Here is a 26,637-nt window from a genome sequence, read left to right as displayed (position 1 = left end):
CATCAAATTAAGTGGGTTTTCGTCGATATGCAGCGTCAAGTTGTACAAAAAATAGTTACGAAACACACCCTGGTCCTACGTTACTTATAAGAGTTATCGCTTGTTATTATGCAGCAGCGAGGTCAGCACAGAACCAGTAATGAGTTACGTAAACAGAGAGTCTTTATCTCCGGAAGCGGTGTCCGTTCTGTTTGGTTTCGCCATAACCTTGAGAACTTCAAAAAGCGCCTGAAAGCGCTGGAGCGTAGAGCCAGTGACGACGAGGCGTGTGGAGAAATCGAAACGGCGCATCCCGGTTATCTGGGGTCACAGGACATATTCTATGTTGGCAACCTGAAAGGCGTTGGGCGTATTTACCAGCAGACATTCTCGGCCAGACTGTGTGTTCTGTTCTTTTTGACGATCGGATGTCCGAAGATGATGGCTGCCGCCAGACTGACGATGTCTGTCCTGCTGCTCAATATCCCGTCCGGGGGCGTGATGATGCTGTCAGGTCTGCTGCCCGGTGGCCGCTGGTTTGCGCAACTTTGTGTCCTGCACCTGACCGTTATCGGAGCCGTGTTATATCTCCCCTGATCATTCCTTTCCTGTCGAAAATTACACTGTCTGTTGTTTAATTATGTATTAACCCGGAGAGACTCTTTTAGCTCCAGCAGTCAGGCATTGCGGGTTGTTTATCTGCTGACTGAACGTTTTCTCTGTGTGTAAACACCTTCCCTTCTTCCACCTGATCCATGTTTAAGAATGGAACGGATGTTATTTTATTACGGCAACCATGTCCGTTTTTTTTATTTATTTCCCTTTTTTTAATATCTGAACATAATTTAATACTCTCCCAGCCTGTTTTCTGAACGTTGTTTTTATCCGGCATTAATGGTTCTGTATTTTATATACCCTGTTCATCGGGCCCTTTAATTCTCGGTTACTGTTTTGCGTTTTGTTGAAAAACAGGAAGATACTTGCGTGGTGAATAATATCCTGCGGTACTTGTTCGGGGCTGGGAAACCTCTTTGTTTGCGGTCGATTCCGGCTTAACTATAAATCAACGTCTTTTTTAAGTGCTGCGAGGTTGCTGTGTATCCATTTGATTTAAATGTATTTTATATCGTGATATTCAGTTTTATTACATGAAGTTCTGTCTTTTTCGTTATTATTTTCTGTTTTTGATTCTGGTTAATTAATTCTTTATTTTTTAATGGAGTGGAATGCATGGTGGACTGGTTATTTGGCGATCTTTTGTATTGGCTTAATGCTATTTTATGGTGTATTAATCTATTATTTGTTTGTTTTTTGGTTTTTAGTGTTACATATTGGCTTTGATATGGATTAAAAGATCGTTAAAAATGGCCTTTTCAGCATTAATCTCTTAAATATAATAAGCGAAAAGATTAGTTATCTTCCCTTTACATGTTTTCCTTGCCGGGAAGGTTAAGGAAAAGTTAAGGAAGGAAGTTCCGTTGAAACTGAATAAAAAATCATTTTCCGGCGTCAGGATAGTGAGGGCCGGGGAACTCGAACCGGGGGCAGTGTCCGAAGAGCAGTTCTGGCTACTTGTTGATATATCCCCGATACACAGTGAAAAGATTATTCTGGCCCTGAAAGATTATTTCGTTTCCGGGTATTCCAGAAAGGTTGTGTGCGAACGCCACGGTATGAGTGGCGGGTATCTCAGCACCAGTGTTAACCGGCTGAATTTTATCAGCAGGAATGTGCATAAACTGGCGGGTTATTACAGCCATCATGAATGATAAAGCAGACTGAACCGTCTGCTCCGGATTTGCGATGAAAAAAATAAAGATACTTTTCCTTCTGCTGCTGGCAGGGGGCGGGCTTTCTCACGCTTCCGTTCAGAAAACCCTGTTCAGTGCTGATGTGGTGGCCTCTGCCTGTCATGTGGTGGTGGATGCTGACGGTACCGGCAGCAGCCGTCTGACGTTCGGGACATACCGTAAGTCGTCCGCTGCACCCGTGCCGCCGCGTGATTTCACCGTGCGTCTGTATGAGACCGGCGCCACCGTTCAGGGCTGTTCGGCCTTTCTGGCCGGGCAGATCGCCACCCTGAATTTCGGCAACCCGGGCCAGCTGGACGGACAGGGTGTGGTCACCCGTGGCGCCGGCGACGGTATCCGTATCGATGTGCGGGCCGCGGATACGCAGGCGGACTTCCGGGGGCGCATCACGCAGGCAAATCATGAGGTGAAGTACCCGGTGGATTTTGCCGCGAAGGGGCAGTTCCGGTTTCGTGCGCAGCCGGTGTTTCCGGCGGACGTGAAGGCGGGTGAGTACAACGGCGCCCTGACCTTTGTGGTCACCTACCAGTAAGGAATGCTGATGAACGGGAATAACGTAAGACAGCCAGCCTGCCAGATGTCTTTTCGCCATGCCGTGCTGGCATTTGCGATAGCGGTTGCCCTGGGCAGCGGTACCGCAAGTGCCGGAGAGAAACTGGACATGTCCTTTATTCAGGGCGGGGCGGGGATTAACCCTGAGGTCTGGGCGGCGCTGAACGGAGATTATGCGCCGGGGCGCTACCTGGTGGACCTGTCCCTGAACGGGAAGGATATCGGGAAGCGGATCCTGGACGTAACACCACAGGACAGCGAAGCGCTGTGTCTGTCAGAAGCGTGGCTGGCAAAGGCCGGGATTTATGTCAGCGCGGAGTACTTCCGTAAGGGATATGACGCCACGCGGCAGTGCTGGGTGCTGGCGAAAGCGCCGGCGGTGAAGGTGGACTTTGATGTCGCCACCCAGAGCCTGTCGCTGGCCATTCCGCAGAAAGGACTGGTGAAAATGCCGGAGAACGTGGAGTGGGACTACGGCACGGAGGCGTTCCGGATGAACTACAACGCGAACGCCAACAGCGGGCGGTACAACACGTCGGCGTTCGGCTCAGCAGACCTGAAGGCCAACATCGGTCGCTGGGTGGTGAGCTCGTCAGCCACGGCCAGCACCGGGGATGGCGGGAGCAACGAGGCCACGATAAACATGTTCACGGCCACCCGGGCCATCCGCTCCCTGAGTGCGGACCTGGCGGTCGGGAAGACCTCGACCGGTGACAGCCTGCTGGGCAGTACCGGCACGTACGGGGTGTCCCTGTCGCGGAACAACAGCATGAAGCCGGGCAACCTGGGGTATACCCCGGTGTTCAGCGGCATTGCGAACGGTCCCTCAAGGGTGACCCTGACCCAGAACGGCAGGATGCTGTACTCGGGGATGATGCCGTCCGGGCCGTTCTCCGTCACGGATGTGCCGCTGTACAGCAGCGGGGACGTGACGATGACCGTCACCGGGGATGACGGGCGGGTGCAGACGCAGGTCTTCCCGCTGTCGGTAATGGCCGGGCAGCTGAGTCCGGGGCAGCACGAGTTCAGCGTGGCGGCCGGGATACCGGACGACGACAGCGACCTGGAGGGCGGGGTGTTTGCCGCGTCATACGGATATGGTCTGGACGGGCTGACGCTGCGCACGGGGGGCGTGTTCAACCAGGACTGGCAGGGCGCCAGTGCCGGTGCGGTTCTGGGGCTGGGGTATCTGGGGGCGCTCTCCGCTGACGGCGCTTATGCCACGGCGAAGTACCGGGACGGCAGCCGCAGCGGGAATAAGGTGAAACTGGCCTGGAGCAAACAGCTGGCGCTGACGAACACCGGACTGCGGGTGAGCTGGTCACATCAGAGTGAGGAATATGAGGACATGTCCTCCTTTAACCCGGCTGAAACATGGCTGCAGCAGAACCAGGGGCGCCGGACCCGGGATGAGTGGAATGCGGGCATCAGCCAGCCGGTGGGAGGGCTGTTCAGCCTGTCGGCGTCGGGATGGCAGCGGAGCTATTACCCGGCCTCCACGACCGGCAGTTACCGGTACGCTGATGACAACGGTAAGGAGACAGGAATTACCGGTACCCTGAGCACACAGATAAAAAGCGTCAGCCTGAATCTGGGCTGGTCCGGGTCCCGGAACATGAACGGGGAGAACACCTGGTCGGCCTCCGCGTCGGTGTCTGTGCCGTTCACCCTGTTTGAGCGGAAGTACAGCAGCAGCACCACGGTGAGCACCGGTAAAGATGGCGGCACCGGCGTCAGTACCGGTATCTCCGGGGCCCTGAACGACCGGTTCAGCTACGGTCTGGGCGGCGGCCGTGACAGTGACGGCGGTATCAGCAGTTACCTGAACGCCGCCTACAGCGGCGACCGGGCGAACCTGAACGGCACGGTGAACCACTCGTCCGGTTCGGGCACCAGTGGTTCGGTGTCAGCCAGCGGTTCGGTACTGGCGGTGCCGGCGGCGCGGGACATCATGTTCAGCCGGACCACCGGGGACACGGTGGCGGTGGTGAGCGTGAAGGACACGCCGGGGGTGAAGGTGATGTCCGGCAATGAAACGTCGGACAGTGACGGAAACCTGGTAGTGCCGCTGAACAGCTATGACTGGAATACGGTGACCATAGATGCGGGCACGCTGCCGCTGGACACGGAGCTGTCCACGACCAGCCGGAAGGTGGTGCCGACGGACAACGCGGTGGTGTGGATGCCGTTTGATGCGCTGAAGGTGCACCGTTACCTGCTGCAGGTGAGGATGCCGGACGGGGCCTTTGTGCCGGGCGGCACGTGGGCACGGGACAGCAATAACACGCCGCTGGGCTTTGTGGCGAACAACGGCGTGCTGATGATTAACGCGGTGGACCGCCCCGGCGATATCACGCTGGGACAGTGCCGGATACCTGCGGCGAAACTGCAGGAGACGGCGAAACTACAGGAAATTACGTGCGAATAAGCATAACCGGACAATGATGACGATGAAACAGACCCAGAAAATGCGTTCTTTTTTCCGTAACAGAGTGACGAAGGCGCTGGGAATGACCCTGGCCCTGATGATGGCGAGCCAGAGTGCGCTGGCTTCCCTGGCGGCGGACCAGACCCGCTATATTTTTCGCGGCGACAAGGACGCGCTGACCATCACGGTGACCAACAATGACAAGGAGCGTACTTTCGGCGGCCAGGCGTGGGTGGACAATATTGTGGAGAAAGACACCCGCCCGACGTTTGTGGTGACGCCCTCCTTCTTTAAGGTGAAACCGCAGGGGCAGCAGACGCTGCGTATCATCATGGCCTCTGACCACCTGCCGAAGGATAAAGAGTCAGTGTACTGGCTGAACCTGCAGGATATTCCGCCGGCGCTGAAGGGCAGCGGAATTGCCATTGCCCTGCGCACGAAGCTGAAGCTGTTCTACCGCCCGGAGGCGCTGCTGAAGGACCGTAAAGGCGCCGAGGAAGGCATCAGCCTGCAGGTCCGTCCGGACGGGCGGACGATGCTGGTCAACACCACGCCGTATATCTACGCCATCGGCAGCCTGCTGGATGCGAACGGTAAAAAAGTTGCGGTGGACAACGACACTGCTCAGAAACTGCTGATGTTTATGCCGGGGGATGAGGTGCAGGTGAAGGGGAATGTGGTGAAGGTGGATTCCCTGAACGATTACGGCGAGCTGCAGACCTGGACCATCAACCAGAAAAAAACGGCGACTTCTCCCAGGCAGAAGACATCTGATACGGCGGTTAATTCGTCTGATAAAGCAGGTAAAAAATAACCCTTTCCGGTCCTGCGGAATAAAGAGAAACCATGATGAAAAAAGCACTGATGGCGGTGGCCCTCTTCAGCGCCCTGCCGGTCCTGGCGGCGGATTACAGCGAGAAGACGCAGTACCTGGGCGTGGTGAACGGTCAGGTGGTGGGCAACAGCGTGGTGAAGGTGACGCGCACCCCGGCGGACCCGGTGCTGTACCGGACGGAGAGCAACGGTCCGCTGCCGGAGACGCTGGTCATCCGTAATGCCGAAAGTCGCCCGGCATCCGGAAACATGGCGTATATCACGGTGAAACGGACACTGGGAGACGGCCGGGACGCACGGCTCACGCTGAAGACCACCCTGATGGTGGACGGGCAGCGGGCGGCCCTCTCGGCCAGCCAGCGGGGAGAGGATGTGGTTATCACGGTGCCGGCGGCAATCCGGCAGGTGGAGCTGAGAAGTGACGCGCCGGCGGAGCTGGAGGTACCGGCGAACTACCGGGGGAATGTGCAGGTGCCGGTGGAAGTGGAAGGTATCAGCGCCGGTTAAAAAGAACGGCAGGGCACCACGAATTACCTGAGTGAATGACGCACAGTTATTTACGGCAATAACGTAAAGCCATTCTGTATTACAGGGATAAATATCTCAGTGATGCCACCTGAATAAGGTGGCAGGGGATGGCTTTGCGGTAAGACCGGGTAACAGACGGAATTACTATTTAATAACAAAATAGTTCTTTAATTGTTTTATAAAACTGAAAGGAATAAATTCATGAAAAAAACACTGATTGCACTGGCAGTGGCTGCATCTGCAGTGGTATCCGGCTCGGCTATGGCTGCGTGGACAGCAAACGGCGGCGGTGGTCAGGTTGAGATTGGCGGGTCACTGACACCAGTGACGAAAGCGACTCCGTGGGAAACTGCAGTCGGTGCTGCTGTCACAAACCTTAACGGTCAAGTTCAGAAAAATGACACAAAACTTGAGATTACTGTTCCAAAAACCCTCCCTATCCTGGCCATTCGCTCTACTGCGCAGTTTACAGGTCGGGCTGGCATTGTTCCAACTATTAAGTATGGCTGGATCGGTGATGACTGGAATAATAGTTCTGTAACAGCTTCAGCAGCAGTACGGAACGAAGCGGGACAGGTAATAGGTAAGGCTGTTTTCCCTTTAACTGCTCAGGGAATCGTGGCCGCAGCCAAGCTTGATGGTAGCCGTCCTTATCAGAGGTTGCTGGCTGCAAATGAGGGGCAGGGGTACTTCGGTGGTCTTCCAACAGCACCTAGTAGTGTTGCGGATGTTCGCAGTGTCATTTTTGAGGGGTGGCCTGATATTACAAAGAACTTTGTTATCCCCGAAGGTGGCTCAATGGGAAATACTTGGTCAGAGACATTTAGTGAATCTGACTGGAAATTCTCTTCCTATTATGGTTCTGTAATTGCTAAAAATAGTATAGTTAAAATGACCATGAATGCTCCCGTTAGTGCCGATGCTTCATTTAAATGGAAAATTGGTTTGCCTGCTACGGTTACCTATCAATAATACATCAGGTTGTCAGGCATAACAGAAAGTAATTTGCCTGATTATTAAAAACGGTGTTCTGCTTTACGGCCGCTCACCGGTAATAAACCCGGTATTCCGGCATAGTTATTTCCTGCTTCTCTGTCAGCCAGGAAATGTCCGCGTACGCCGGTGCCGGGTTTATTATTTTCAGCTTGTCTGAATGCTCGTTGTTTATTAATTATGACCAACGGATAAAACAGAGTGAATAACGATGAAAATAACGCATCATTATAAATCTATTATTTCCGCCCTGGCCGCGCTGGCCCTGTTTTATTCCGCAGCACCCCGGGCCGGAATTCTTGACGGCGGGGAAATACAGTTTCACGGTCTGGTCACTGACGAGGCTCCGAAATGGACCTGGCAGGTGGGCTCCCCTGACCAGACATGGGCGGTGGATACCGCTGATGCCCGTACAGCGAACGGACAACTGGTTTTTGATTTACGCGGCAAGGGCTCCCTGCCGTTTCTGGAAGGCCATCTGTATGAGGTGGCAGAGCGCGGTGGTCCCGGCTTCACCCCTTTTATCTCCTTCAGCAGTAACGGGCAGCCGTTTTCCGTGACGGATGGCGGCAGCACGACGGCGCAACACTTCCGCGCCTCTGTCCCGGTACGTAACCCGGAGAACGGTCACGTGGCGGGACAGCTTTCTTTCACCCTTGACCAGGGAATGGCCGTCAGCGCCGGACACCAGGAAGACGGGGCGGTTCTGCCGGCAGGCATGTCGCTCGTAAACGGGCAGAGCGTGAGCGGTGTGCAGGCCGGCACCCTGCCGCAGTGGCTCAAAAGCCGTCTGCCTTCCCTGCTGATGCTGAACCGGGGCTTCGGTAACGGAATGAGCACGGCAGATAACGGTCAGGTTATCAGTCAGGGCGTGCTGGCTGACGGCCGGGTGACCCGGCTGGCGGCGGCCTATGCGTCCGCCGTCTCGGATTTTGAGCTGCGCCTGCCGACAGAAAACACGCCGGCGCAGTGGCAGGCCGGGCTGAGTGTGACGGTGACGGTCCAGTAAAGAACGGGCAGGGAGAGGAAGAACACAATGAAACGAATGACGATTTTACTGCTGGCCGCCAGTCTGCTGCCGTCCTGTGTGCTGGCGTGGAACACGCCGGGGGAAGACTTCAGCGGAGAGCTGAAGCTGGGCGGGCCGGTGACCAGCACCCGTAATCCCTGGGTCTGGAAGGTCGGGGAAGGGAACACACAGATAAACACGAAAGCTGTCTCTGTCCTGCGCAGTGGGGAGCAGGTAATACCGGTTCCCCTGCCGGCCATGACGGTCCTGCTGGGAAAAACTATCCTGACCACCCCGGCCGGCCGGGAGGGGCTTGCGCCGCAGGTGACGTACGGTAAGGAAACCGAGGGTTTTGCACTGACGTGGACGGCACCGGGTATGGCATCGGTGACACTGCCTGTGACGGGGGAGGGAAATGTCCGTACCGGGACATTCACCTTCCGGATGCAGGCGGCGGGTGTGCTGCGCCATGTCCTGGGGGACCGGGCGGAGTATGCCGGGCTGTATGGCGACCTGCAGGGCAACGGCTTGCCGCCACAGACGCAGGTGATGCCGGCAGGGCAGACGCCGGGTGTGCTGCAGACCCTGTTTGACAGTGAAGGCCCGGTCTGGCTCCGGGAGATGACGGTCAGCAGCGTGTCCGGACTGAGCCGGTTCAGTGACGCCGCCCTGCGCCAGGTTGACGGGGTATACGGCGCACAGACGGTGGCGGACAGCGGTGAGCTGCGTTTTAAGGGGGCGGTACCGTCCCGCTGGCACACCTCCCTGGCGGTGAGCATTGAATACCGGTAAGGCTGCAGGCCCCCGGTCACCCGTTCCGGACCCCGCCGTTTTTGTGGGGCTGGAGCGGGCTGACGGCGTGTTTTTCTTTGTGAGTGTCCGGGATATCCGGCAGGCGCAGGAACATAACGGCCGGGTCAGGCTGGTATTCGGGGAAGGCACGACATTCATGACCAGAATGTCGCTGTCTGAGTTTTCTGCTGCTTTATATGAGGCCGGTGGCCGCTCTTTTTTTGACAGTTCCGCAGGAAAGGTAACCGGGGGAGAAGTGTAATGAAAAACTATTATCTGTTGCTGATGCTGGCATCCGCATCCGTGAGCAGCCAGCCGCTGACAGTCGTACAGGCCCACTGGCAGGAAGGCATGGCCGTGGGCGTGACTGAACTCAGCGGCACACTGTATATCCGGGATACGGCCTGGCAGTGGCAGCCCGTCCCGCTGGAGATGAGCCGGCAGGAGGGCATGGTGAGTGAAAGCCGTCCGGGGAGACGTTATTACATTCTTAAAGGGTATACCACGACCCTGACATCAGCCCGTCCCGGGCTGCAGCCGTCGGTAAGCCTGCTGCATGCCGGACATGGCGTCGTCCGCCTTGAGGCCCGGGGCAAACTGGCGAAGGGGCAGGTGCGGTATGGCGAAATTACCTTTACTGCCAGCCATGTACTGGCCTGGCAGGACAGTACCACCGCAGAGAAGGGCTGGAGCGTGGTCAGCGGCAACGTCACGCCGGATGCGGCACAGGAGATAAAACGCCTGCTGTGGCAGGTAAGAGATTACCGGTGGAACCCGTCTTACTCGGGTCTGAAGACCCGGCCGGACGCCTTTACGGTAATGCCCGGCAGTTTCCTGCCGGATAACGGCACAAAAAATCAAATTGCCGGGGCCCGGGTGACATCCCTGGAGGGTATCCGGGTTCGTTTTCCCGGTGCGGAGGAGCCCGTGACGCGCTGGCAGGGCAACCTGACGCCGGTAGTGAACTATTTCTGAGCAGGGATCGTAATGAAAATATCTGTACGTGTACTGGTCACGGTTTATCTGCTGGTTCTTGTGGGACTGGCAGCCATGCTGGCAGGGCTGATAAGCCCGGCGTTAAGTTAGCGGGGGCAGGATAAATGGAAAATGCCATGTCCCGTCGGAAACGCATACTGCTGACGGGGAACTGTGAATATGAACTGCTGGGGCTGTCACATCTGCTTGCCGGTATGGGATATGCCGTGGTGCGACCGGAGATGTCACCTCCCGGGGCATATGACCTGGCCCTGGTGGCACTGAGTGCGGAGCCGCTGGCCGGCTGGGGACGGCATCTGCAGGGCATCAGAATGCTGCACGCGGCCAGTCCGGTTCCCATGGTTGTTCTGGTACCTTCGCGGCTGCAGGAAATGCGACTCCTGAGAGGAACTGCGCAGGTTATCAGTGGCCGGGACAGCCTCCTCCGGCTGCGTGACATGCTGCGTCAGGCGCTTAAGGGAAGTGCCGGGCCGGAAAGCTCAGGTGAACTGACTGACTTGCGAAAGCGGACTCTGATATCCCTGTGTACGGCCATAACCAGGAATGCCTCACTGAAGGCGGCATCACGCAAGGATTATTACCTCCGCGCCTGCCTGGTGGAGTATGCAGGCGTGGAGAACCTGCATGTACTGTGCACGAGCGGCCTGTTACCCGGGGTGATTACAGATGAGACCGGACAACGGTTCTGATATGTGAAGACCCGGGGCAGGTATTTCAGCTTCCGGGACAGCATTGCTTCCCCGTAGTCACAGGAGAACAAAATGAGTAATGACGCTTGCGACAAAATTCTGTCTTTTATGCAGTCACAGGCAAACGGCAGGATAAATATACCGGTCAGAACCCGGAGTATTGCGGATGCGGCCGGGCTGACAATATACCAGGCCAGGGCTTATCTGGTTACGCTTGAGGACGCCGGCGTGGTGGAGAAAATGAATGCAGGTAAAGGCGTGTCCGGCCGATGGCGGCTGGTCTGACGGATATCCGGTAAAACAGGGGCATGGAGAGAACAAGTGGCCGGAACAGATATTGCGGTAACTGACTGATGAACTTTCTGAAGGTGATTTATTACATCTGTATTTCTTTTGTCGTCATGATGTCACTGGTGTTTTTTGTATCAGTATTTCTGTTACTGAATATTGAATGAATATAATCCGGGGCCGCATGACAGGCCTTACGGGAATATGATTTTACTGCTGCCGGTCAGTACTCTGGTTTGTCATTGACTGCATGTAATGCGATGAACTGAACATCCGGAACCATGACTCTGAGACGTTTACTTAAACAAAAACCGGCACTGCTGGCTGGCGCTCTTCTGATGGTGGCCGGTGCGGCCACACTGTATTTTCCGGAAACCTGGTACCCGGAGGAAACGCAGTGGCAGCTTGCGACAGAAAAAGACATTCCCGGTATACAGGGCGGTCTCTCCGGCCTGACGTGGAACCCGGACAGCGGAACGCTGTTTGCCGTGACCGACCATCCGTCGTCGGTGGTGGAGCTGGACACGGACGGGAACGTGCTGCGGGTGATACCATCGGATGGCGACCATGATTTTGAGGCCATTGAGTACCTCGGCCGGAACCGCTATGTCCTGTCCCGGGAGCGGGAACGGATGCTCACCACCCACCACATTGGCAGGAACACGTCTGTCCTGCCGCCGACGTTATACACCCTGACCCTGGATGTGGACAGAAAAAGCGACAATGCCGGTTTTGAAGGCCTTGCCCGTGGACGGGGAGAGAATGCCCTGATAGTGGCGCAGGAAAAGAAACCGCTTCGTTTTTTAGAAACGGACCACAGCCATGACTCTCTGTCGGTCAGTGATTCACTGACGCACTGGTTGTCCCTGCCGTGGTTCCTGAAGGATATCTCCGGCCTGCATTACGACAGGAAAAACAGGCGGCTGTATGTGCTTTCCCATGAATCAGCCCTGGTAATGGTGTCAGACTCCGAGGGCGGCTGGAGGGTGATGCCGCTGCGCCGGGGACACAGTGGTCTGGAGCGGGACATTCCACAGGCGGAGGGGATAGCTTCTGATGGCCGGAATTCGCTGTGGATAGTCAGTGAGCCAGACCGGTTTTACCGCTTCAGCCGGACAACGACGTCATGACGGTCTGGACGGACTGCAAACGGGGGAAGGGGGCGTTGAATTCATGCGAATCGGGGAAACCAAAGGCATTCTCCACGCCCGGTCGCCCCTACGCAGTTGCACTTCCTTTCATTTGCTGTGGCCAGTTTGCGGGAAGACTTTCACCTTCAGTAATTAAGTTCGGGGCGTTCTTCTTTACTCAATAAATTATTTTTGTCGTTCAGCTCCTCACGGACTTTTGCCAGTGACTTCTGAAAAGCCGGGATTGTTTGCAGCCTTGCAAACTCTACTGCTCCCACATAACGGCCAGCATCAACATCGCTTTGCCAGTGAGCACCGCATATCACTCTGCTTTGCCCGAACTCCCATCCTCGTCTGGCGAGCTCCTGCGCGCGTTCCGGTCTGGCCTGGGATAATACTAATGCCAGAAGTGTACCATAAGCAGTATGCCCGGAAGGGTAAGAGCCATCTTTTCGCAAAGTATCCTCATCTTCAGGACGGCAGGTAGAATGATTAAATAAGACAAAGGGACGAGTACGCATATAATATTTTTTTGCCGAAGCAGTAGCGTAGTAGCCGCCCATTTTCAGAAGATTCTGTAACATATTCCAGGTTTCTGGCGTATCTTTGGGATTAATTTTAGCACCCACTACTGGCGAGAATATTCTGGCTATATTTTCCACGCTTACATCTGCATCCTCAGCAGCTTGTTTCCATCGTGGGGAACCCTTTATCGCATAGCCCTTAAAATAAGCCTCCTTATCATAGCGGAAAGCCGGATCATCATTACCTGGCGGTGGTGGTAAGTAGAACTGACTGTTCACTGATTCTTCAGGAGAATGAAAGGGTTGCACTGTTTCTGCTGATGTATATTTAGCTACGATCAGTGGTAGAAAAAATAGTAAATAACGACTTTTCATAAAGACTCACTCCGGATCAGGAAATAATAAACAGATGTAATCCTATAATGATTTATTGCAATGGTTATTCAACATACAGGTAAAAAAGCAGGACGCTGTACTGGCATTATCGTCTGTCCATACCGGACTGACTGCAGCGGACAACAGAACAATACTGGTACTTCCTGCTAACAGCATTTTGTTTGACTTTTCTCCCCGGTTGTTTTTTATCTGCGTGCCTGACTGACACGCATTAGGTTAAAATGTTTACGTAATAACAAACTATGAATAAGTATTTTAAACTATGTGCCCTGTTACCCCGACAACTACCACCAGTCATGATGTGCTGAGTATTAATTTATGATTATGAACAAGAGTCGTAAACAATATTTAAGAATAAAGAAACCGAAAAAGAAAAAATGCCAAAATTGGCGAAGGGATTATTGTTTTCAGTGATGAAAAAGTTCATGGCGGAGATATTGGATTCACTTGTCGGGGTTAGCGAACCGTCAGATGAAGTGATAGGCGTTATTACTGGTAATAATCTCCCTGTAGCTAAGTAAGCTTTTGACCCTGGCCCAAAGGGGAAAAGCTGAGCGACGAAGCGCTGGGCGTTGCGCCAGAGAAAATCTGGCCTTCTCGTTATAGCTAGTCAGGCCAGAGATGGGAGCTACGGATTTCCATTCCCAGAAAAGCAAAAACCCAGCCATAGGCTGGGTTTTCTGAATAAGTGGTGCCCGGACTCGGAATCGAACCAAGGACACGGGGATTTTCAATCCCCTGCTCTACCGACTGAGCTATCCGGGCAACGGGGCGCATTAAACCGTAAAGGGGCGCGGTCGTCAACGGCTTTACACGAAAAAAGTGATAAAAGCGCGCTGACTGCCTGCTTTTCAGGCAAAATGCATAAAATCAGTACCCGTCAGGTGAGCGCTCCACCCTGACGGCACTGTGCAAAACGCAGAATATCTTCCGCCAACCGCTGAGCGGTATCTACATCAGCCTGACTGCGGTTGACCAGCATTCGGCTGAGACAACCTTCCAGCACCAGCTCCATCTGCCTTGCAACCATCGCCGGATCGTCAATTTCCAGCGTGGTCAGTAGTTCATGGGTAAAATCATGTGCCGCGCGTTTTTGTTGATTAGCCAGTTGGTGAATAGGATGGGTTGGGTCGGGATAAAACGTACAGGCGGCAATGAACAAGCAACCAGGATAACGGTTATTACTGACACATTCCGAAAGCGCGCTGTAGCGTGCCAGTAGCTTTTGTTCAGCAGAAAGCGTCTCATCAAGAAGAAGCTGGCGTCGCCAGATATCTACCTGCTGACTCAAATAACGTAGCGCGTCATATAAAATGGCTTCTTTATCTGGCCAGAAACGCTGTAATGTGTCGAGTGGACGATTTACGCGCTCCGCCACCATTTCCAGCGTAGTGTCGGCTATCCCTTGCGTCTCCAGTAATTTCAGGGCTTCTCCCAGAATATCTTCACGTTGCACGGTATTCTCCTCCGTCTTTGCTTTTGCAAGTGTCGCTCACGGTTGGCGATCGTGCAAATGCGCGCTAAAGGTGGCGGCGTCCATAAAGCCGGTGACTCGCGCTTGCGGCTGTTCCTGGCCTTGGGCATCAAAGAACAGAATGGTGGGCAGCCCGAGGACTTGCAGATGCTTTAACAGCGCGACGTCCTGCGCATTGTTAGCGGTGACGTTAGCCTGCAAGAGCACCGTGTCGCCGAGCGCCTGCTGGACCCGCGGATCGCTGAAGGTATACTTTTCAAACTCTTTACAGGCCACGCACCAGTCGGCGTAGAAATCCAGCATAACGGGTTTGCCTTTGGCCTGCGCCAGCGCCTGATTGAGTTCGTCCACGGTAGAAATAGCCGTGAAATTGAGGTGCGCTGGAGCTTGCGCGGATGGCGATCCGAACGCCCAATCTTGTAGAGGCCGCACGCTAATGAGCGCTGCCGCCAGCAGGATAATCTGTACGATACGCATCCACGCTCGTCTGGCCTGAAGGCTGGTGATAAAGGCCCAACCAAAGAAAGCGACGCCCAGCAGCGACCACAGACGTAAACCCCAAGCCTCGCCAATAATCCGCTCCAGTAAAAAGACCGGTAACGCGAGGATCACGAAACCAAAAGCGGTTTTGACATGCGCCATCCACGGGCCGCTTTTCGGTAGCAGACGGTTGCCAAACACGGTGACCAGAATTAGCGGCAGACCCATACCTAATGCATACAAATACAGCGTACCGCCGCCCAGCCACATGTTGCCGCTCTGAGCGATATAAAGCAGGATCGCGCTTAACGGCGCTGTGGTACAGGGCGAGCAAATTAATCCGGCAATCGCCCCCATAACAAAAACACCGCCGGGCGAGCCGCCTTGCTGACGATTACTCATTAATGTCAGCCGGGTTTGCAGTGAGGAGGGGAGCTGTAGTGTGAACAGGCCAAACATCGACAACGCAAGCAGGGTGAACACGATGGCAAGGCCGATTAACACATAAGGGTGCTGCAGCGCCGCCTGAAACTGTAATCCCGCCGCGGCGACGACCAGACCCAGTGCGGTATAGGTCAGCGCCATCCCTTGTACATAGATAAAGGCCAGCAGCAGTGCGCGCCCCGTCGACAAACGTTGCCTTCCCCCCAGGACAATACCGGAAATCAGCGGATACATGGGTAAAACGCAGGGCGTAAAGGCGATGCCTATGCCGATCAGCAGCGCCCAGAGCGCGGAAAAAGGTAGCTGGGCGGCGGGTTTTGACGTCTCACTCGTCTGGGTGACAGCAGGCGTCGGCGTGGCGTCTATTGCCGCGGCGACTTCACTTAGCGGCACCGTTTTCGTTTCCGGCGGATAACAGAATCCCGCATCGGCGCACCCCTGGTACGTTACCGTTAATGTCGCGCCAGCCGCCGCCTGGTTAACCGTTACCGGAACGTTTAGCCGCTTACGGTAGATTTCGCTTTTTCCGTAGAACTCATCTTCATGCCAGACGCCTGCCGGGAGTTGGACTGCGGCGATATCCGCTTTCGTCGGCGTGATACTGATTTGTTTACGGTAAAGGTAGTAACCCTCTTTTACCTGCCAGGAGAGGGTAAGATCGTGTTGATTTTGCTGAAAATCAAAAACAAACGCCCGGTCTGCCGGGACGAACTGCGAGCGACCCGGCGCGTCGAATAATCCGGCGAAGGCGGATGTGCTGCACAGCAGCAGGATCAGCGTAAAGATGCGTTGAGCCATGAGAGGTAATCAGTATCTCCGTGAGTAACAGGTAAAACCAGAAGTTCAGGCGTTTGATACGGGTGATGAGACTTCAGGCAGTCGATAAGCGCTTGCTGATGTGAAACGGTGGTTTTTAAGATCATTTGAACTTCATACTCCTGCTCCAGTTTGCCTTCCCAGTAGTACAGCGATGTCGCGCCGGGGAGGAGGGTGGCGCAGGCGGCCAGTTTTTCCGCCAGCACTTTGGCGGCCAGATCCTGGGCGGTAGCTTCATCCGGGGCGGTACAAAGCACCACAACGGCCTCGGGGATGGAAATATCCTGACTCTTAACATCAAGCATAAACACCTCGAAAGAACAAAAAGACCCGCAAGTGAACGGTCACTATACAACGGACGAGGGCAGGATGTTAGTCAAAGGGCGGGAGAATGCGGGGCGTGATACGCCCCGCGGGTGAAACACTTACAGCATAAAGCTGCCCAGCAGGAAGCCGAAGCAGACAGCCAGAACGACGCCCAGGGTGCCTGGGATGAAGAACGGGTGGTTAAAGACGAATTTACCGATACGGGTTGTACCGGTGTCATCCATCTGTACCGCCGCAACCAGAGTCGGGTAGGTCGGCAAAATGAACAGGCCGGAAACGGCGGCGAAGGAAGCGACTGCCGTCAACGGAGAGACGTTCAGCGCCAGCGCCATCGGCATCAGCGCTTTCGCCGTTGCCGCCTGAGAGTAGAGCAGCGCGGAAGCAAAGAAGAAGATGACGGCCAGCAGCCACGGATGACCCTGGATGACGCTACCCGCAGTGTCTTTGATCCAGTCGATGTTAGCGGATACGAAGGTATCGCCCAGCCACGCCACGCCCAGAATACAGATACAGGCGCTCATCCCTGCTTTAAAGGTGCTGGAGTTGAGGATGGCGTCAGTTTCCACTTTACACAGGATGGTGGTCAGCGTTGCGACGCTCAACATGATGATCAAAATAGCGTTGGTGGTGTTCATCAGCGGTTTCTCAACCAGGCCGAGGCTCGGACTGTTGACAATCGCATAAACAACCACGCAAATAACGCCCAGCAGGAACAGCCAGACGGAATTTTTTGCCATCGGTTTGATTTCAATCTGCTTTTCACCACGCAGTTCAATCAGCCCTTCTTCCAGACGCTTGCGGTAAATCGGGTCGTCCGACAGTTTGGAGTTGAACAGCATCGTGACCAGGAAGGACATCACCAGCACCGCCAGCAGCGTAGAGGGGATAACCACGGACAGCAGGTGAATGTAGCTAATGCCATGACCTTCCATAACAGAAGACATATACACCACGGCCGCAGAAATCGGCGAGGCGGTAATCGCAATCTGCGCGGATACCACGGCGGTCGAGAGCGGACGGCAAGGTTTGATTCCCTGCTCCTTCGCGACTTCAGCAATAACCGGCAGCGTTGCCAGGGAAATGTTCCCGGTACCAGCAAAAATAGTCAGGAAATAGGTCACAATCGGTGCGAGGATAGTGATGTATTTCGGGTTCTTACGCAGCAGTTTTTCTGTCTGGTTTACCAAATAATCCAGACCGCCCGCGACCTGCATAGCAGAGATCGCGGCGATAACCGCCATGATGATGGAAATGACATCGAATGGAATTGTCCCTGGCTTCACGCCGATGGCGGCAAGTACCAGAACACCCAGCCCACCTGCGAATCCAATACCGATGCCCCCAAGTCTGGCGCCCAAAAAGATTGCCAGCAAAACAATGATAAGTTCGACAACTATCATATTAGCCTTCCTTGTTGTTTAACAAGTTGATATTAAATTGTTGTTATTTGGTAACTTCTTGTAAGAAAAAAGGCACGTCATCGTGACGTGCCTCTTTGGTACTACCCTGTACGATTACTGTTCGCTTTCATCAGTATAACGTTTAGCTTTATAAGCCGGGTGCATCAAGTTCTGTACGGAGAAAATATCGTCCAGCTCGGCTTCCGTTAACAGGCCGCGCTCCAGCACAACTTCACGTACGCTCTTACCGGTTTCAGCACAGATTTTACCGACGATGTCGCCGTTGTGGTGGCCGATGAACGGGTTGAGGTAAGTGACGATACCGATGGAGTTATAAACGTACCCTTCGCACACTTCTTTATTCGCGGTAATGCCGTTAACGCATTTTTCCAGCAGGTTGTAGCACGCGTTGCTCAGAATGTGGATGGATTCGAACATCGCCTGACCGATAACCGGCTCCATAACGTTCAACTGCAACTGACCGGCTTCCGCCGCCATCGTAACGGTGGTGTCGTTACCGATGACTTTAAAGCATACCTGGTTTACGACTTCCGGTACTACCGGGTTCACTTTGGCTGGCATGATGGAAGAGCCCGCCTGCAGTTCCGGCAGGTTGATCTCGTTCAGGCCGGCACGAGGACCAGAAGAGAGCAAGCGCAGGTCGTTACAGATTTTGGACATCTTCACTGCCAGACGTTTCAGCGCGCTGTGAACCATAACATACGCGCCACAGTCAGATGTCGCCTCAATCAGATCTTCCGCCGGAACACAGGCGAAACCAGTGACTTCAGCCAGTTTTTTCACCGCCAGCGGAGAGTATTCTTTCGGCGTGTTCAGACCGGTGCCGATTGCCGTTGCGCCAAGGTTGACTTCCAGCAGCAGCTCAGCAGTACGCTCGATGCTTTTCACTTCTTCTTTCAGCAGGATGCTGAACGCACGGAATTCTTGACCAAGCGTCATCGGTACGGCGTCCTGCAACTGGGTACGACCCATTTTCAGGATGTCCTGGAATTCAACCGCTTTACGTTCGAAACCTTCACGTAACTGGTTGATGGCATCGATCAGTTTGACGATAGAGGCGTAAACCGCTACACGGAAGCCTGTCGGATAGGCGTCGTTAGTGGATTGACATTTATTCACGTGGTCGTTCGGGTTCAGGTACTGATATTCACCTTTCTGATGACCCATCAGTTCCAGCCCGATGTTGGCCAGCACTTCGTTGGTATTCATGTTGACGGAAGTGCCCGCGCCGCCCTGGTAGACATCTACCGGGAACTGGTCCATGCACTTACCGTTGTTAAGGACTTCATCACATGCGGCAATGATGGCATTCGCCACACTCTTAGGAATGGTTTGCAGCTCTTTGTTGGCCAGCGCCGCCGCTTTTTTTACCATAACCATGCCACGCACAAATTCAGGGATGTCGCTGATTTTGTTATTGCTAATGTAGAAGTTTTCAATCGCTCTCAGAGTGTGAACACCATAGTAGGCTTCAGCTGGAACTTCCCTGGTACCCAACAGATCTTCTTCGATACGAATGTTGTTTGACATGTGAACCTTCTTTTTCAAGCTGCCAATGATTTTTACTTTAAAACACACAGGATATATGTGATTTCGAATGTTTTCTGACCGACGATTATCCCCTCCATCGGCCTGATAAACGAGATCATATGCTGCTTCAGAATTCCTACCGTAATCTGGATCACTTAAAGTGTGGGAATTTACCCCTTATTTATTATTTTGTGAAATAGGTCACCGCTTTAGTATTACTACCTAAAATAGGTGTACAAACCACTTGAAATTTTGCTACGCACCACCATATCGAATCGATGCGAATCGCAACCCCATTCAAATGGTCGTCGCAGACGGCCATGACTTACAGGAGAGTCCTTTGCGCTGGATACCCTTTTTAGCTGTCTTTCTCTATGTTTACATTGAGATTTCTATCTTTATCCAGGTCGCCCATGTGCTTGGTGTCCTGATGACGCTAATCCTGGTGATTTTTACGTCTGTTATCGGTATGTCGCTGGTACGTAACCAGGGTTTTAAAAACTTTTTGCTGATGCAACAAAAAATGGCGGCCGGTGAGAGCCCGGCGGCAGAAATGATTAAGAGTGTATCGCTGATCATCGCTGGCTTACTGCTCCTGTTGCCGGGATTTTTCACCGATTTTCTCGGCCTTCTCCTTTTGTTACCGCCAGTGCAAAAACATTTGACGCTGAAGTTGCTGCCGCATTTACGTTTTTCCCGGATGCCGGGCGGCGGGTTTAGCGCGGGTACTGGCGGTGGCGAAACATTTGACGGCGAGTATCAGCGTAAAGATGACGATCGCGATCGTATTGAACATAAAGACGATCGTCGGGATTAAAGGTAGAGATGTTGGTCGGATAAGTCGCGTGAGGCGCTATCCGGCCAGCGGATGCGTCTTACGCCATGCGTTTTCGCTTCGGTAAAAATAGCCATAATGCAGCCAGCATGATAATGGCATATAAGCTTTTCCACCCCAGCATTGCCAGCAATAACAGGCACAGTAGACAACCCGTCACCGCCAGTGCATAGCAACGCCCTTTCAACAGTCGACAGCCCGCCAGCATACAAAGCAGATAGAGCATAATAAAAATACCGTTAGCATAGACGATCAGCGCATTGAGGTTAATCTTCAGGGCGTAGACGACCAGGGAACTCACGCAACAACAGACCAGAATAACGTTTAACGCGTGCAAGGGAAGGCGCCCGGGAGAGAGTTGAGCCAGATAGTGATCGGGCTGATATTGCATTTGCGTCCATATCAGACGCGCAAAACTCTGAGCATACACATTCAGGCTGGCAAAGCAGGTGAGATAACCAATAATGCAGGCTACCCACAACGCCTGGATACCGAAGAGATGAACAATAATAAGCGGTAGCGAGGCTGTTGCCGCTATCTTGTCGCTATAGACGCCAAAATGCAGCACCACGGCGGTACAGGTCCAATAAATGGCGCCGGCCAGCATCAGGCCAATGATCAATGCGCGCGGAAAATCACGTTCAGGATTTTTAAATTCAGACGACAAATGCGTAAAAGCCTCAATTCCCACAAATCCCCAGAACATGATCGCCAGGGCGGTACACAGCCGGGAAAAGGTGATTTCGTTTGCGGCTGGGAAGGTGATATCCGCAGGTTTAATCGCGCCTTTCCACAGAATGGCGGCAATAAGCGCGATAATTAATCCAGCGATAATGGCTTGCAGGTTGGCGCTGGAGCTGGCGCCGCGCGATCCCATAAACCATAGTAAACCTAGAGTACCCAGCTCCCCAAATAAGAGCTGTTCGCTTTGCCAGCCAAACAGCGCCTGGCCGAAACCCACCGCAATATGCAAGGCTGCGGGAAAACTAACAGGAATGACTGATAAAAACAGCCAACTGATCACTCGTTGCAGACGCGGGCCAAATGCCATCCCGACAAAATGCGCTACGCCGCCAGCGTGTGGAAAATGACGCCCCAGCACAGCAAAGACAATCGCAATAGGGAAAATCAAAATAATGAGCAGCGGCCATGCCCAAAGGCTGATGTCGCCTGCCGCCAGCGCAGCCAGCTCCGGAAGCGCAAAAACGCCAGTCCCTAATAATGATGTGGTTAACAAGATAACGCCCTGAACCAATCCAAGCTCTTTTTTTAGTTCATTCATCAGCTCATTATCCGGCGGCATTGTAACGTCAGGTGACGACAGACATTTTTAAGCGTATCACACACGCCTTTTCTTATAGCAGGATGTTCTAAACCTTGGGTAAACGTGAGATAAGTAGCGTTTTTACCGCTTTTTTCGCTCAGAAGAATTTTTTTTCATCTCCCCCCTTGAAGGGGCAAAACCCCATCCCCATCTCTCTGGTCACCAGCCGGGAAACCGTTTACGGGCCGGCGTCACCCATAACTGATAATGACTTTCTCAAAGGAGAGCTATCAATGAGTATTCGTCCGTTACATGATCGTGTGATCGTCAAACGTAAAGAAGTTGAGTCCAAATCTGCTGGCGGCATCGTACTGACCGGTTCCGCAGCGGGTAAATCAACTCGTGGCGAAATCATCGCTGTCGGTAAGGGTCGCATCCTGGACAACGGTACTGTACAGCCGCTGGACGTGAAAGTTGGCGACATCGTTATTTTTAACGATGGCTACGGTGTGAAATCTGAAAAGATCGACAATGAAGAAGTGTTGATCATGTCTGAAAGCGACATTCTGGCAATTGTTGAAGCGTAATCCGCGAACGACACTGAACATACGAATTTAAGGGAAAGAGAAAATGGCAGCTAAAGACGTAAAATTCGGTAACGACGCTCGTGTGAAAATGCTGCGCGGCGTAAACGTACTGGCAGATGCAGTGAAAGTAACCCTCGGTCCGAAAGGCCGTAACGTGGTTCTGGATAAATCTTTCGGTGCGCCGACTATCACTAAAGATGGTGTTTCCGTAGCGCGTGAAATCGAACTGGAAGACAAGTTTGAAAACATGGGCGCGCAGATGGTGAAAGAAGTTGCCTCTAAAGCGAACGACGCTGCAGGCGACGGCACCACCACCGCGACCGTACTGGCGCAGTCCATCATTACTGAAGGCCTGAAAGCCGTTGCTGCGGGCATGAACCCGATGGACCTGAAACGTGGTATCGACAAAGCGGTTGCTGCTGCGGTTGAAGAGCTGAAAGCCCTGTCCGTACCGTGCTCCGACTCCAAAGCGATTGCTCAGGTAGGTACTATCTCCGCTAACTCCGACGAAACCGTAGGTAAACTGATCGCGGAAGCAATGGATAAAGTCGGTAAAGAAGGCGTCATCACCGTTGAAGACGGTACCGGTCTGCAGGACGAACTGGACGTGGTTGAAGGTATGCAGTTTGACCGCGGCTACCTGTCTCCTTACTTCATCAACAAGCCGGAAACTGGCGCAGTAGAGCTGGAAAGCCCGTTCATCCTGCTGGCTGATAAGAAAATCTCCAACATCCGCGAAATGCTGCCGGTTCTGGAAGCCGTTGCAAAAGCAGGCAAACCGCTGCTGATCATCGCTGAAGATGTTGAAGGCGAAGCGCTGGCTACCCTGGTTGTTAACACTATGCGTGGCATCGTGAAAGTGGCTGCTGTTAAGGCACCGGGCTTCGGCGATCGTCGTAAGGCGATGCTGCAGGATATCGCTACCCTGACCGGCGGTACCGTAATCTCTGAAGAGATCGGTATGGAGCTGGAAAAAGCAACCCTGGAAGACCTGGGTCAGGCGAAACGCGTTGTGATCAACAAAGACACCACCACCATCATCGATGGCGTGGGTGAAGAAGCTGCCATCCAGGGCCGTGTTGCTCAGATCCGTCAGCAGATTGAAGAAGCGACCTCCGACTACGATCGTGAAAAACTGCAGGAGCGCGTAGCGAAACTGGCAGGCGGCGTTGCGGTAATCAAAGTTGGCGCTGCGACCGAAGTTGAAATGAAAGAGAAGAAAGCCCGCGTTGAAGATGCCCTGCACGCGACCCGTGCTGCGGTAGAAGAAGGCGTGGTTGCTGGTGGTGGCGTTGCGCTGATCCGCGTTGCTTCTAAAATTGCTGACCTGAAAGGCCAGAACGAAGACCAGAACGTGGGTATCAAAGTTGCGCTGCGCGCAATGGAAGCTCCGCTGCGTCAGATCGTGCTGAACTGCGGCGAAGAGCCGTCTGTTGTCGCTAACACCGTTAAAGGCGGCGACGGTAACTACGGTTACAACGCAGCAACTGAAGAATACGGCAACATGATCGATATGGGTATCCTGGACCCAACCAAAGTTACCCGTTCTGCGCTGCAGTACGCGGCTTCTGTGGCTGGTCTGATGATCACTACCGAGTGCATGGTGACCGACCTGCCGAAAAGCGATGCTCCTGATTTAGGCGCTGCTGGCGGCATGGGTGGTATGGGTGGTATGGGCGGCATGATGTAATTGCCCACCCCCTGCATCCTTCAGGCTGCAGATGCGTTGGCTAACCCCAGTCACTTCCTTGAGTAAGTGACTGGGGATTAACAAACTGGCCGCCTTCCTGCAACCAGAATGATTTGGGTGCTTATCTCCCAGAATTGAGAAACCCCCGGGCAGAAATGACCGGGGGTTTTTCTTTTAGTCATCTTTTTAGTATAAGATTCAGATACGGACAAAACGTCCAGCTCATTGATTATGGGGAATAACATGCACGTGAAATATTTAGCAGGGATCGTTGGCGCCGCGCTGCTGATGGCGGGTTGTAGCTCCAGCAACGAACTCACCGCTGCCGGCCAAAATGTACGCTTTGTCGAAGATAAGCCAGGCGCGGAATGCCAGCTAATTGGTACGGCAACCGGTAAACAGAGTAACTGGTTTTCAGGCCAGCACGGCGAAGAGGGTGGCTCAATGCGTGGCGCAGCGAACGATCTGCGTAATCAGGCGGCCGCGATGGGTGGAAACGTGCTGTATGGCGTAAGTAGTCCGTCGCAGGGCATGTTGTCCAGTTTTGTCCCGACGGCCAGCGAGATGAACGGCCAGGTTTATAAATGTCCGAACTGATATGTCTGAATCGTAACGCCCTCTGAAAGATTCAGAGGGCGATATGGTTAGCGTTTTTCCTGCGATGACGCCATGCGTAGATTATGCAACGCGCGCATACATTGATCTTGCGTCAGACGCGCTGCTTTACCGGTTCCAAGCGTTCTGACAAAAACCTTACACGGTTTTCCTTCCAGCTTTTTAAGACGCGGGCTGAAATTCAGCAAGCGGCGTGATATTGCTTCAGCTTCTTTAGAGCCTGACTGACTGCGGGTCTTAATGATGGTGCCGCAATCATGCGATTGTCCTGCCTCATCCGTATAACGATAAACGAGCGCTAAATAATGGTTATACAGATTATGTTTCCAGTCAGGCTGGTTATAGGTATCGAATTCGATATTACCGTTTTCCAGGCAGTCAGCATCGTATAAGGGTAAAAAGTCCAGCATTGAAGAAATACGCAATGCGAGCTCACGCATTTCGGCATTATTAATGGCGTGAATAATAGCCATCACCAGAACTTCAACCTGCCACTCACCGACCTGTAAATCAAGATGGCTACCATTGTGCAGCTTTAACGTAAAGGTTAATACTTTTTCTGTATTATCGCTCAACGCTAAAGATTCAACACGCTGATTAACATCGGCATTTTCCAGCTCTTCACGGAGTATTGCCGGAATATTCTCATGCATTTTAAGCACATGACTGCTTTTGGCTTTCTGGCGTTTTTCCTGCTCTTGTTCCGGAAGCGAGTGTTGTAAATAAAGCCGGTGTTCAAGGCCGATCAACAAGTCTCGCAGCGCGAGCACAGGAAAGAAAAGCAGTGTTTCTTTATTTCTCAGTGACTTCACCTTAAGCGCCAGCGCGATAAACTTATCATTGTGACGAATAACGCCGGTATTTAGTCCCTTAATCGTTAAGGCCATGTCAATTCTCCACAAATATAAAATAATTAAATGTTTTACTGCAATGTATTTGATATATAAATTGTTTATGCCGTCCTATAAAAAGGAGAACCAGTATAATTCGAAAATGCAGTACACGCTAAGCGAGTCCTAAAACGGACTTTATTGAAAAGAGAGGACCGGAAAGGTGTATTTAACGAAGGTTAGTTTATCCTCGCCAGAGGGTGAGGAGAATCGCGGGGGAATCTCCTCGTAATATTGCGCGCTAATATTTTTCGTCGTCCCTGACGCGCCCGCGAGGATTAGCACTGCCGAAGCTGTAAATCCAGCGGTGTTTTGCTCGGTTCGCCGCCGATTTCACGCGCCAGTCTTGGCACCATATAGCCGGATACCAGCGTGAGCAGTTCGCGCATGATTTGCCGGGCTTCGTCATCGGTGACCATAAAATGCGCGGCGCCCTGCACTTTATCCAGCACATGCAGGTAATAGGGCATCACGCCGGCGTCAAATAGCGCGTTGCTCAGATTCGCCAGCGTTCGCGCGTTATCATTCACGCCACGCAGCAGGACGCTCTGGTTGAGAAGCGTGACGCCCACGTGGCGCAGTTTCTTCATCGCCAGGCAGAACGCCTCGTCCACTTCATTAGCGTGGTTGATATGGTTCACCAACAAAATTTGCAGACGTGACTGGTCAAAGCGGGCGACCAGTTCGTCAGTAATGCGTGCCGGGATGACGATAGGCAACCGACTGTGGATGCGTAGCCGCTTGACGTGCTTAATGGCTTCCAGTTGCGTGAGCAGCCAGTCCAGCTCATGATCTTTCGCCATCAGCGGATCGCCGCCGGAAAAGATGATCTCATCCAGTTCCGGGTGTGCGGCGATATACTCCAGCGCGACTTTCCAGTTGCGCTTATTGCCTTGATTCTCCGCATACGGGAAGTGACGACGGAAACAGTAGCGGCAATTTACCGCACATCCGCCTTTTACCAGCAATAGCGCCCGGTTTTGGTATTTATGCAATAATCCTGGCACCACGCTGTGTTGCTCTTCCAGCGGGTCGGTGGAGAAACCGGGGGCGACAATAAATTCATCCCGGGACGTCAGCACTTGACGTAAAAGAGGATCGTCAGGGTTGCCCTTCTCCATGCGCGCAATAAAAGCGCGCGGCACGCGGAGGGCAAACAAGCGCCTGGCGTCCTGTCCTGCCCGGAGGTTTTCATCAGCTTCAATCTGTAAAAGATGCAGCAGTTCGTCGGGATTGGTCACAACATCGGCAAGTTGCGCTAACCAATCTTCTCGCAATGGGGTATTTAGGGTTACAATATGCGCCATTTTGTGGC

General features: G+C 53.3%; 28 protein-coding genes, 1 tRNA gene and 1 pseudogene. 19 read left to right on the top strand and 11 right to left on the bottom strand.

Annotation, left to right across the window (positions count from 1 at the left end):
• Positions 1-120: 120 nt before the first annotated feature.
• A pseudogene (locus K8W53_RS21185) lies at positions 121-369 on the top strand (IS481 family transposase); the annotation flags it as partial.
• 274 nt (positions 370-643) lie between these two features.
• On the opposite strand, the gene K8W53_RS21180 reads toward K8W53_RS21185, so the two are convergent.
• On the bottom strand, positions 644-871 hold the full coding sequence (locus K8W53_RS21180; protein ID WP_001112992.1) for a hypothetical protein: 228 nt from the start codon (positions 869-871) through the stop codon (positions 644-646).
• Positions 872-1,457: 586 nt separating this feature from the next.
• On the opposite strand from K8W53_RS21180, the gene K8W53_RS21175 reads away from it, so the two are divergent.
• The 13 genes from K8W53_RS21175 (at position 1,458) to K8W53_RS21115 (ending at position 12,029) form a co-directional block, all read left to right on the top strand.
• The gene (locus K8W53_RS21175; protein WP_000773469.1) at positions 1,458-1,748 is read left to right on the top strand and encodes a PapB/FocB family fimbrial expression transcriptional regulator; all 291 of its coding nucleotides are present in this window, start codon (positions 1,458-1,460) and stop codon (positions 1,746-1,748) included.
• Between the two features lie 34 nt (positions 1,749-1,782).
• Positions 1,783-2,322 carry a fimbrial protein gene (locus tag K8W53_RS21170; RefSeq protein WP_000721295.1) on the top strand — a complete coding sequence of 180 codons (540 nt, stop codon included), beginning with the start codon at positions 1,783-1,785 and terminating at the stop codon, positions 2,320-2,322.
• Positions 2,323-2,331: 9 nt separating this feature from the next.
• Entirely contained in the window at positions 2,332-4,770 is a 2,439-nt protein-coding gene (faeD, locus tag K8W53_RS21165) for a F4 (K88) fimbrial usher FaeD (protein ID WP_023224120.1), read from the top strand.
• Positions 4,771-4,792: 22 nt separating this feature from the next.
• Positions 4,793-5,584 carry a fimbria/pilus periplasmic chaperone gene (locus K8W53_RS21160; RefSeq protein ID WP_024137307.1) on the top strand — a complete coding sequence of 264 codons (792 nt, stop codon included), beginning with the start codon at positions 4,793-4,795 and terminating at the stop codon, positions 5,582-5,584.
• A gap of 35 nt (positions 5,585-5,619) precedes the next feature.
• The gene (locus K8W53_RS21155) at positions 5,620-6,111 is read left to right on the top strand and encodes a DUF5462 family protein (RefSeq protein WP_000709797.1); all 492 of its coding nucleotides are present in this window, start codon (positions 5,620-5,622) and stop codon (positions 6,109-6,111) included.
• A 222-nt stretch (positions 6,112-6,333) separates the two neighbouring features.
• Positions 6,334-7,104, top strand: a complete 771-nt coding sequence (locus K8W53_RS21150) for a hypothetical protein (protein ID WP_017441224.1) — start codon at positions 6,334-6,336, stop codon at positions 7,102-7,104.
• A gap of 232 nt (positions 7,105-7,336) precedes the next feature.
• Complete coding sequence (gene faeH / locus K8W53_RS21145) at positions 7,337-8,134, top strand: F4 (K88) fimbria minor subunit FaeH (RefSeq protein ID WP_017441223.1); 798 nt, start codon at positions 7,337-7,339, stop codon at positions 8,132-8,134.
• A 27-nt stretch (positions 8,135-8,161) separates the two neighbouring features.
• Complete coding sequence (locus tag K8W53_RS21140) at positions 8,162-8,926, top strand: K88 minor fimbrial subunit faeI (RefSeq protein WP_017441222.1); 765 nt, start codon at positions 8,162-8,164, stop codon at positions 8,924-8,926.
• On the top strand, positions 8,913-9,188 hold the full coding sequence (locus K8W53_RS21135) for a hypothetical protein (protein WP_023205270.1): 276 nt from the start codon (positions 8,913-8,915) through the stop codon (positions 9,186-9,188). The genes K8W53_RS21140 and K8W53_RS21135 overlap by 14 nt, the downstream gene beginning before the upstream one ends.
• Positions 9,188-9,901 (top strand): hypothetical protein, encoded by a 714-nt coding sequence (locus tag K8W53_RS21130; RefSeq protein ID WP_023224122.1) that lies wholly within the window; start codon positions 9,188-9,190, stop codon positions 9,899-9,901. The genes K8W53_RS21135 and K8W53_RS21130 overlap by 1 nt, the downstream gene beginning before the upstream one ends.
• Before the next feature lie 125 nt (positions 9,902-10,026).
• A complete protein-coding gene (locus K8W53_RS21125) occupies positions 10,027-10,611 on the top strand; it encodes a hypothetical protein (RefSeq protein WP_024147934.1) in 585 nt (194 codons plus the stop codon).
• Positions 10,612-10,683: 72 nt separating this feature from the next.
• Positions 10,684-10,896 (top strand): FaeA/PapI family transcriptional regulator, encoded by a 213-nt coding sequence (locus tag K8W53_RS21120; protein ID WP_000063793.1) that lies wholly within the window; start codon positions 10,684-10,686, stop codon positions 10,894-10,896.
• A gap of 284 nt (positions 10,897-11,180) precedes the next feature.
• Positions 11,181-12,029: an SdiA-regulated domain-containing protein gene (locus tag K8W53_RS21115; protein ID WP_023224123.1), complete on the top strand. Its 849-nt coding sequence runs from the start codon at positions 11,181-11,183 to the stop codon at positions 12,027-12,029.
• A 146-nt stretch (positions 12,030-12,175) separates the two neighbouring features.
• Here K8W53_RS21115 and K8W53_RS21110 read toward each other — a convergent pair whose 3' ends face one another.
• A complete protein-coding gene (locus K8W53_RS21110) occupies positions 12,176-12,928 on the bottom strand; it encodes a non-specific acid phosphatase (protein WP_023205271.1) in 753 nt (250 codons plus the stop codon).
• A gap of 571 nt (positions 12,929-13,499) precedes the next feature.
• Between K8W53_RS21110 and K8W53_RS24070 the strand changes: the two genes are divergently transcribed.
• Complete coding sequence (locus K8W53_RS24070; protein ID WP_077944498.1) at positions 13,500-13,559, top strand: hypothetical protein; 60 nt, start codon at positions 13,500-13,502, stop codon at positions 13,557-13,559.
• A 79-nt stretch (positions 13,560-13,638) separates the two neighbouring features.
• Here K8W53_RS24070 and K8W53_RS21095 read toward each other — a convergent pair.
• The 6 genes from K8W53_RS21095 to aspA form a co-directional block, all read right to left on the bottom strand.
• Positions 13,639-13,714, bottom strand: a tRNA-Phe gene (locus K8W53_RS21095).
• Between the two features lie 115 nt (positions 13,715-13,829).
• On the bottom strand, positions 13,830-14,405 hold the full coding sequence (locus tag K8W53_RS21090) for a transcriptional regulator (protein WP_001188509.1): 576 nt from the start codon (positions 14,403-14,405) through the stop codon (positions 13,830-13,832).
• 36 nt (positions 14,406-14,441) lie between these two features.
• Positions 14,442-16,145, bottom strand: coding sequence for a protein-disulfide reductase DsbD (locus K8W53_RS21085; protein ID WP_023224124.1), 1,704 nt, complete (start codon positions 16,143-16,145; stop codon positions 14,442-14,444).
• Positions 16,121-16,468 (bottom strand): divalent cation tolerance protein CutA, encoded by a 348-nt coding sequence (cutA, locus tag K8W53_RS21080; RefSeq protein WP_000887832.1) that lies wholly within the window; start codon positions 16,466-16,468, stop codon positions 16,121-16,123. Before cutA ends, K8W53_RS21085 begins: the two co-directional genes overlap by 25 nt.
• 120 nt (positions 16,469-16,588) lie before the next feature.
• Entirely contained in the window at positions 16,589-17,890 is a 1,302-nt protein-coding gene (dcuA, locus tag K8W53_RS21075; protein ID WP_000637595.1) for an anaerobic C4-dicarboxylate transporter DcuA, read from the bottom strand.
• A 114-nt stretch (positions 17,891-18,004) separates the two neighbouring features.
• The gene (gene aspA, locus K8W53_RS21070) at positions 18,005-19,441 is read right to left on the bottom strand and encodes an aspartate ammonia-lyase (RefSeq protein ID WP_000069440.1); all 1,437 of its coding nucleotides are present in this window, start codon (positions 19,439-19,441) and stop codon (positions 18,005-18,007) included.
• A gap of 340 nt (positions 19,442-19,781) precedes the next feature.
• On the opposite strand from aspA, the gene K8W53_RS21065 reads away from it, so the two are divergent.
• On the top strand, positions 19,782-20,258 hold the full coding sequence (locus tag K8W53_RS21065; protein WP_001267291.1) for an FxsA family protein: 477 nt from the start codon (positions 19,782-19,784) through the stop codon (positions 20,256-20,258).
• A gap of 58 nt (positions 20,259-20,316) precedes the next feature.
• Here the strand turns inward: K8W53_RS21065 and yjeH are convergent, their stop codons facing one another.
• Positions 20,317-21,558, bottom strand: a complete 1,242-nt coding sequence (yjeH, locus tag K8W53_RS21060; protein ID WP_023216535.1) for an L-methionine/branched-chain amino acid transporter — start codon at positions 21,556-21,558, stop codon at positions 20,317-20,319.
• 275 nt (positions 21,559-21,833) lie between these two features.
• On the opposite strand from yjeH, the gene K8W53_RS21055 reads away from it, so the two are divergent.
• From K8W53_RS21055 to K8W53_RS21045, 3 genes are all read left to right on the top strand, one after another.
• Complete coding sequence (locus K8W53_RS21055) at positions 21,834-22,127, top strand: co-chaperone GroES (protein ID WP_000027827.1); 294 nt, start codon at positions 21,834-21,836, stop codon at positions 22,125-22,127.
• A 43-nt stretch (positions 22,128-22,170) separates the two neighbouring features.
• On the top strand, positions 22,171-23,817 hold the full coding sequence (gene groL, locus K8W53_RS21050; protein WP_000729126.1) for a chaperonin GroEL: 1,647 nt from the start codon (positions 22,171-22,173) through the stop codon (positions 23,815-23,817).
• A gap of 243 nt (positions 23,818-24,060) precedes the next feature.
• Positions 24,061-24,414 carry a DUF4156 domain-containing protein gene (locus K8W53_RS21045; protein ID WP_000558210.1) on the top strand — a complete coding sequence of 118 codons (354 nt, stop codon included), beginning with the start codon at positions 24,061-24,063 and terminating at the stop codon, positions 24,412-24,414.
• A gap of 47 nt (positions 24,415-24,461) precedes the next feature.
• On the opposite strand, the gene K8W53_RS21040 is transcribed toward K8W53_RS21045, so the two are convergent.
• Positions 24,462-25,319, bottom strand: coding sequence for a YjeJ family protein (locus K8W53_RS21040; protein WP_001229227.1), 858 nt, complete (start codon positions 25,317-25,319; stop codon positions 24,462-24,464).
• 281 nt (positions 25,320-25,600) lie between these two features.
• Positions 25,601-26,629 carry an EF-P beta-lysylation protein EpmB gene (epmB, locus tag K8W53_RS21035; RefSeq protein WP_000940477.1) on the bottom strand — a complete coding sequence of 343 codons (1,029 nt, stop codon included), beginning with the start codon at positions 26,627-26,629 and terminating at the stop codon, positions 25,601-25,603.
• Positions 26,630-26,637: the final 8 nt, after the last annotated feature.

The organism is Salmonella sp. A29-2 (genome assembly GCF_020150755.1).
Taxonomy (GTDB): domain Bacteria; phylum Pseudomonadota; class Gammaproteobacteria; order Enterobacterales; family Enterobacteriaceae; genus Salmonella; species Salmonella enterica.
This window is presented reverse-complemented; position numbering and strand designations above follow the sequence as displayed.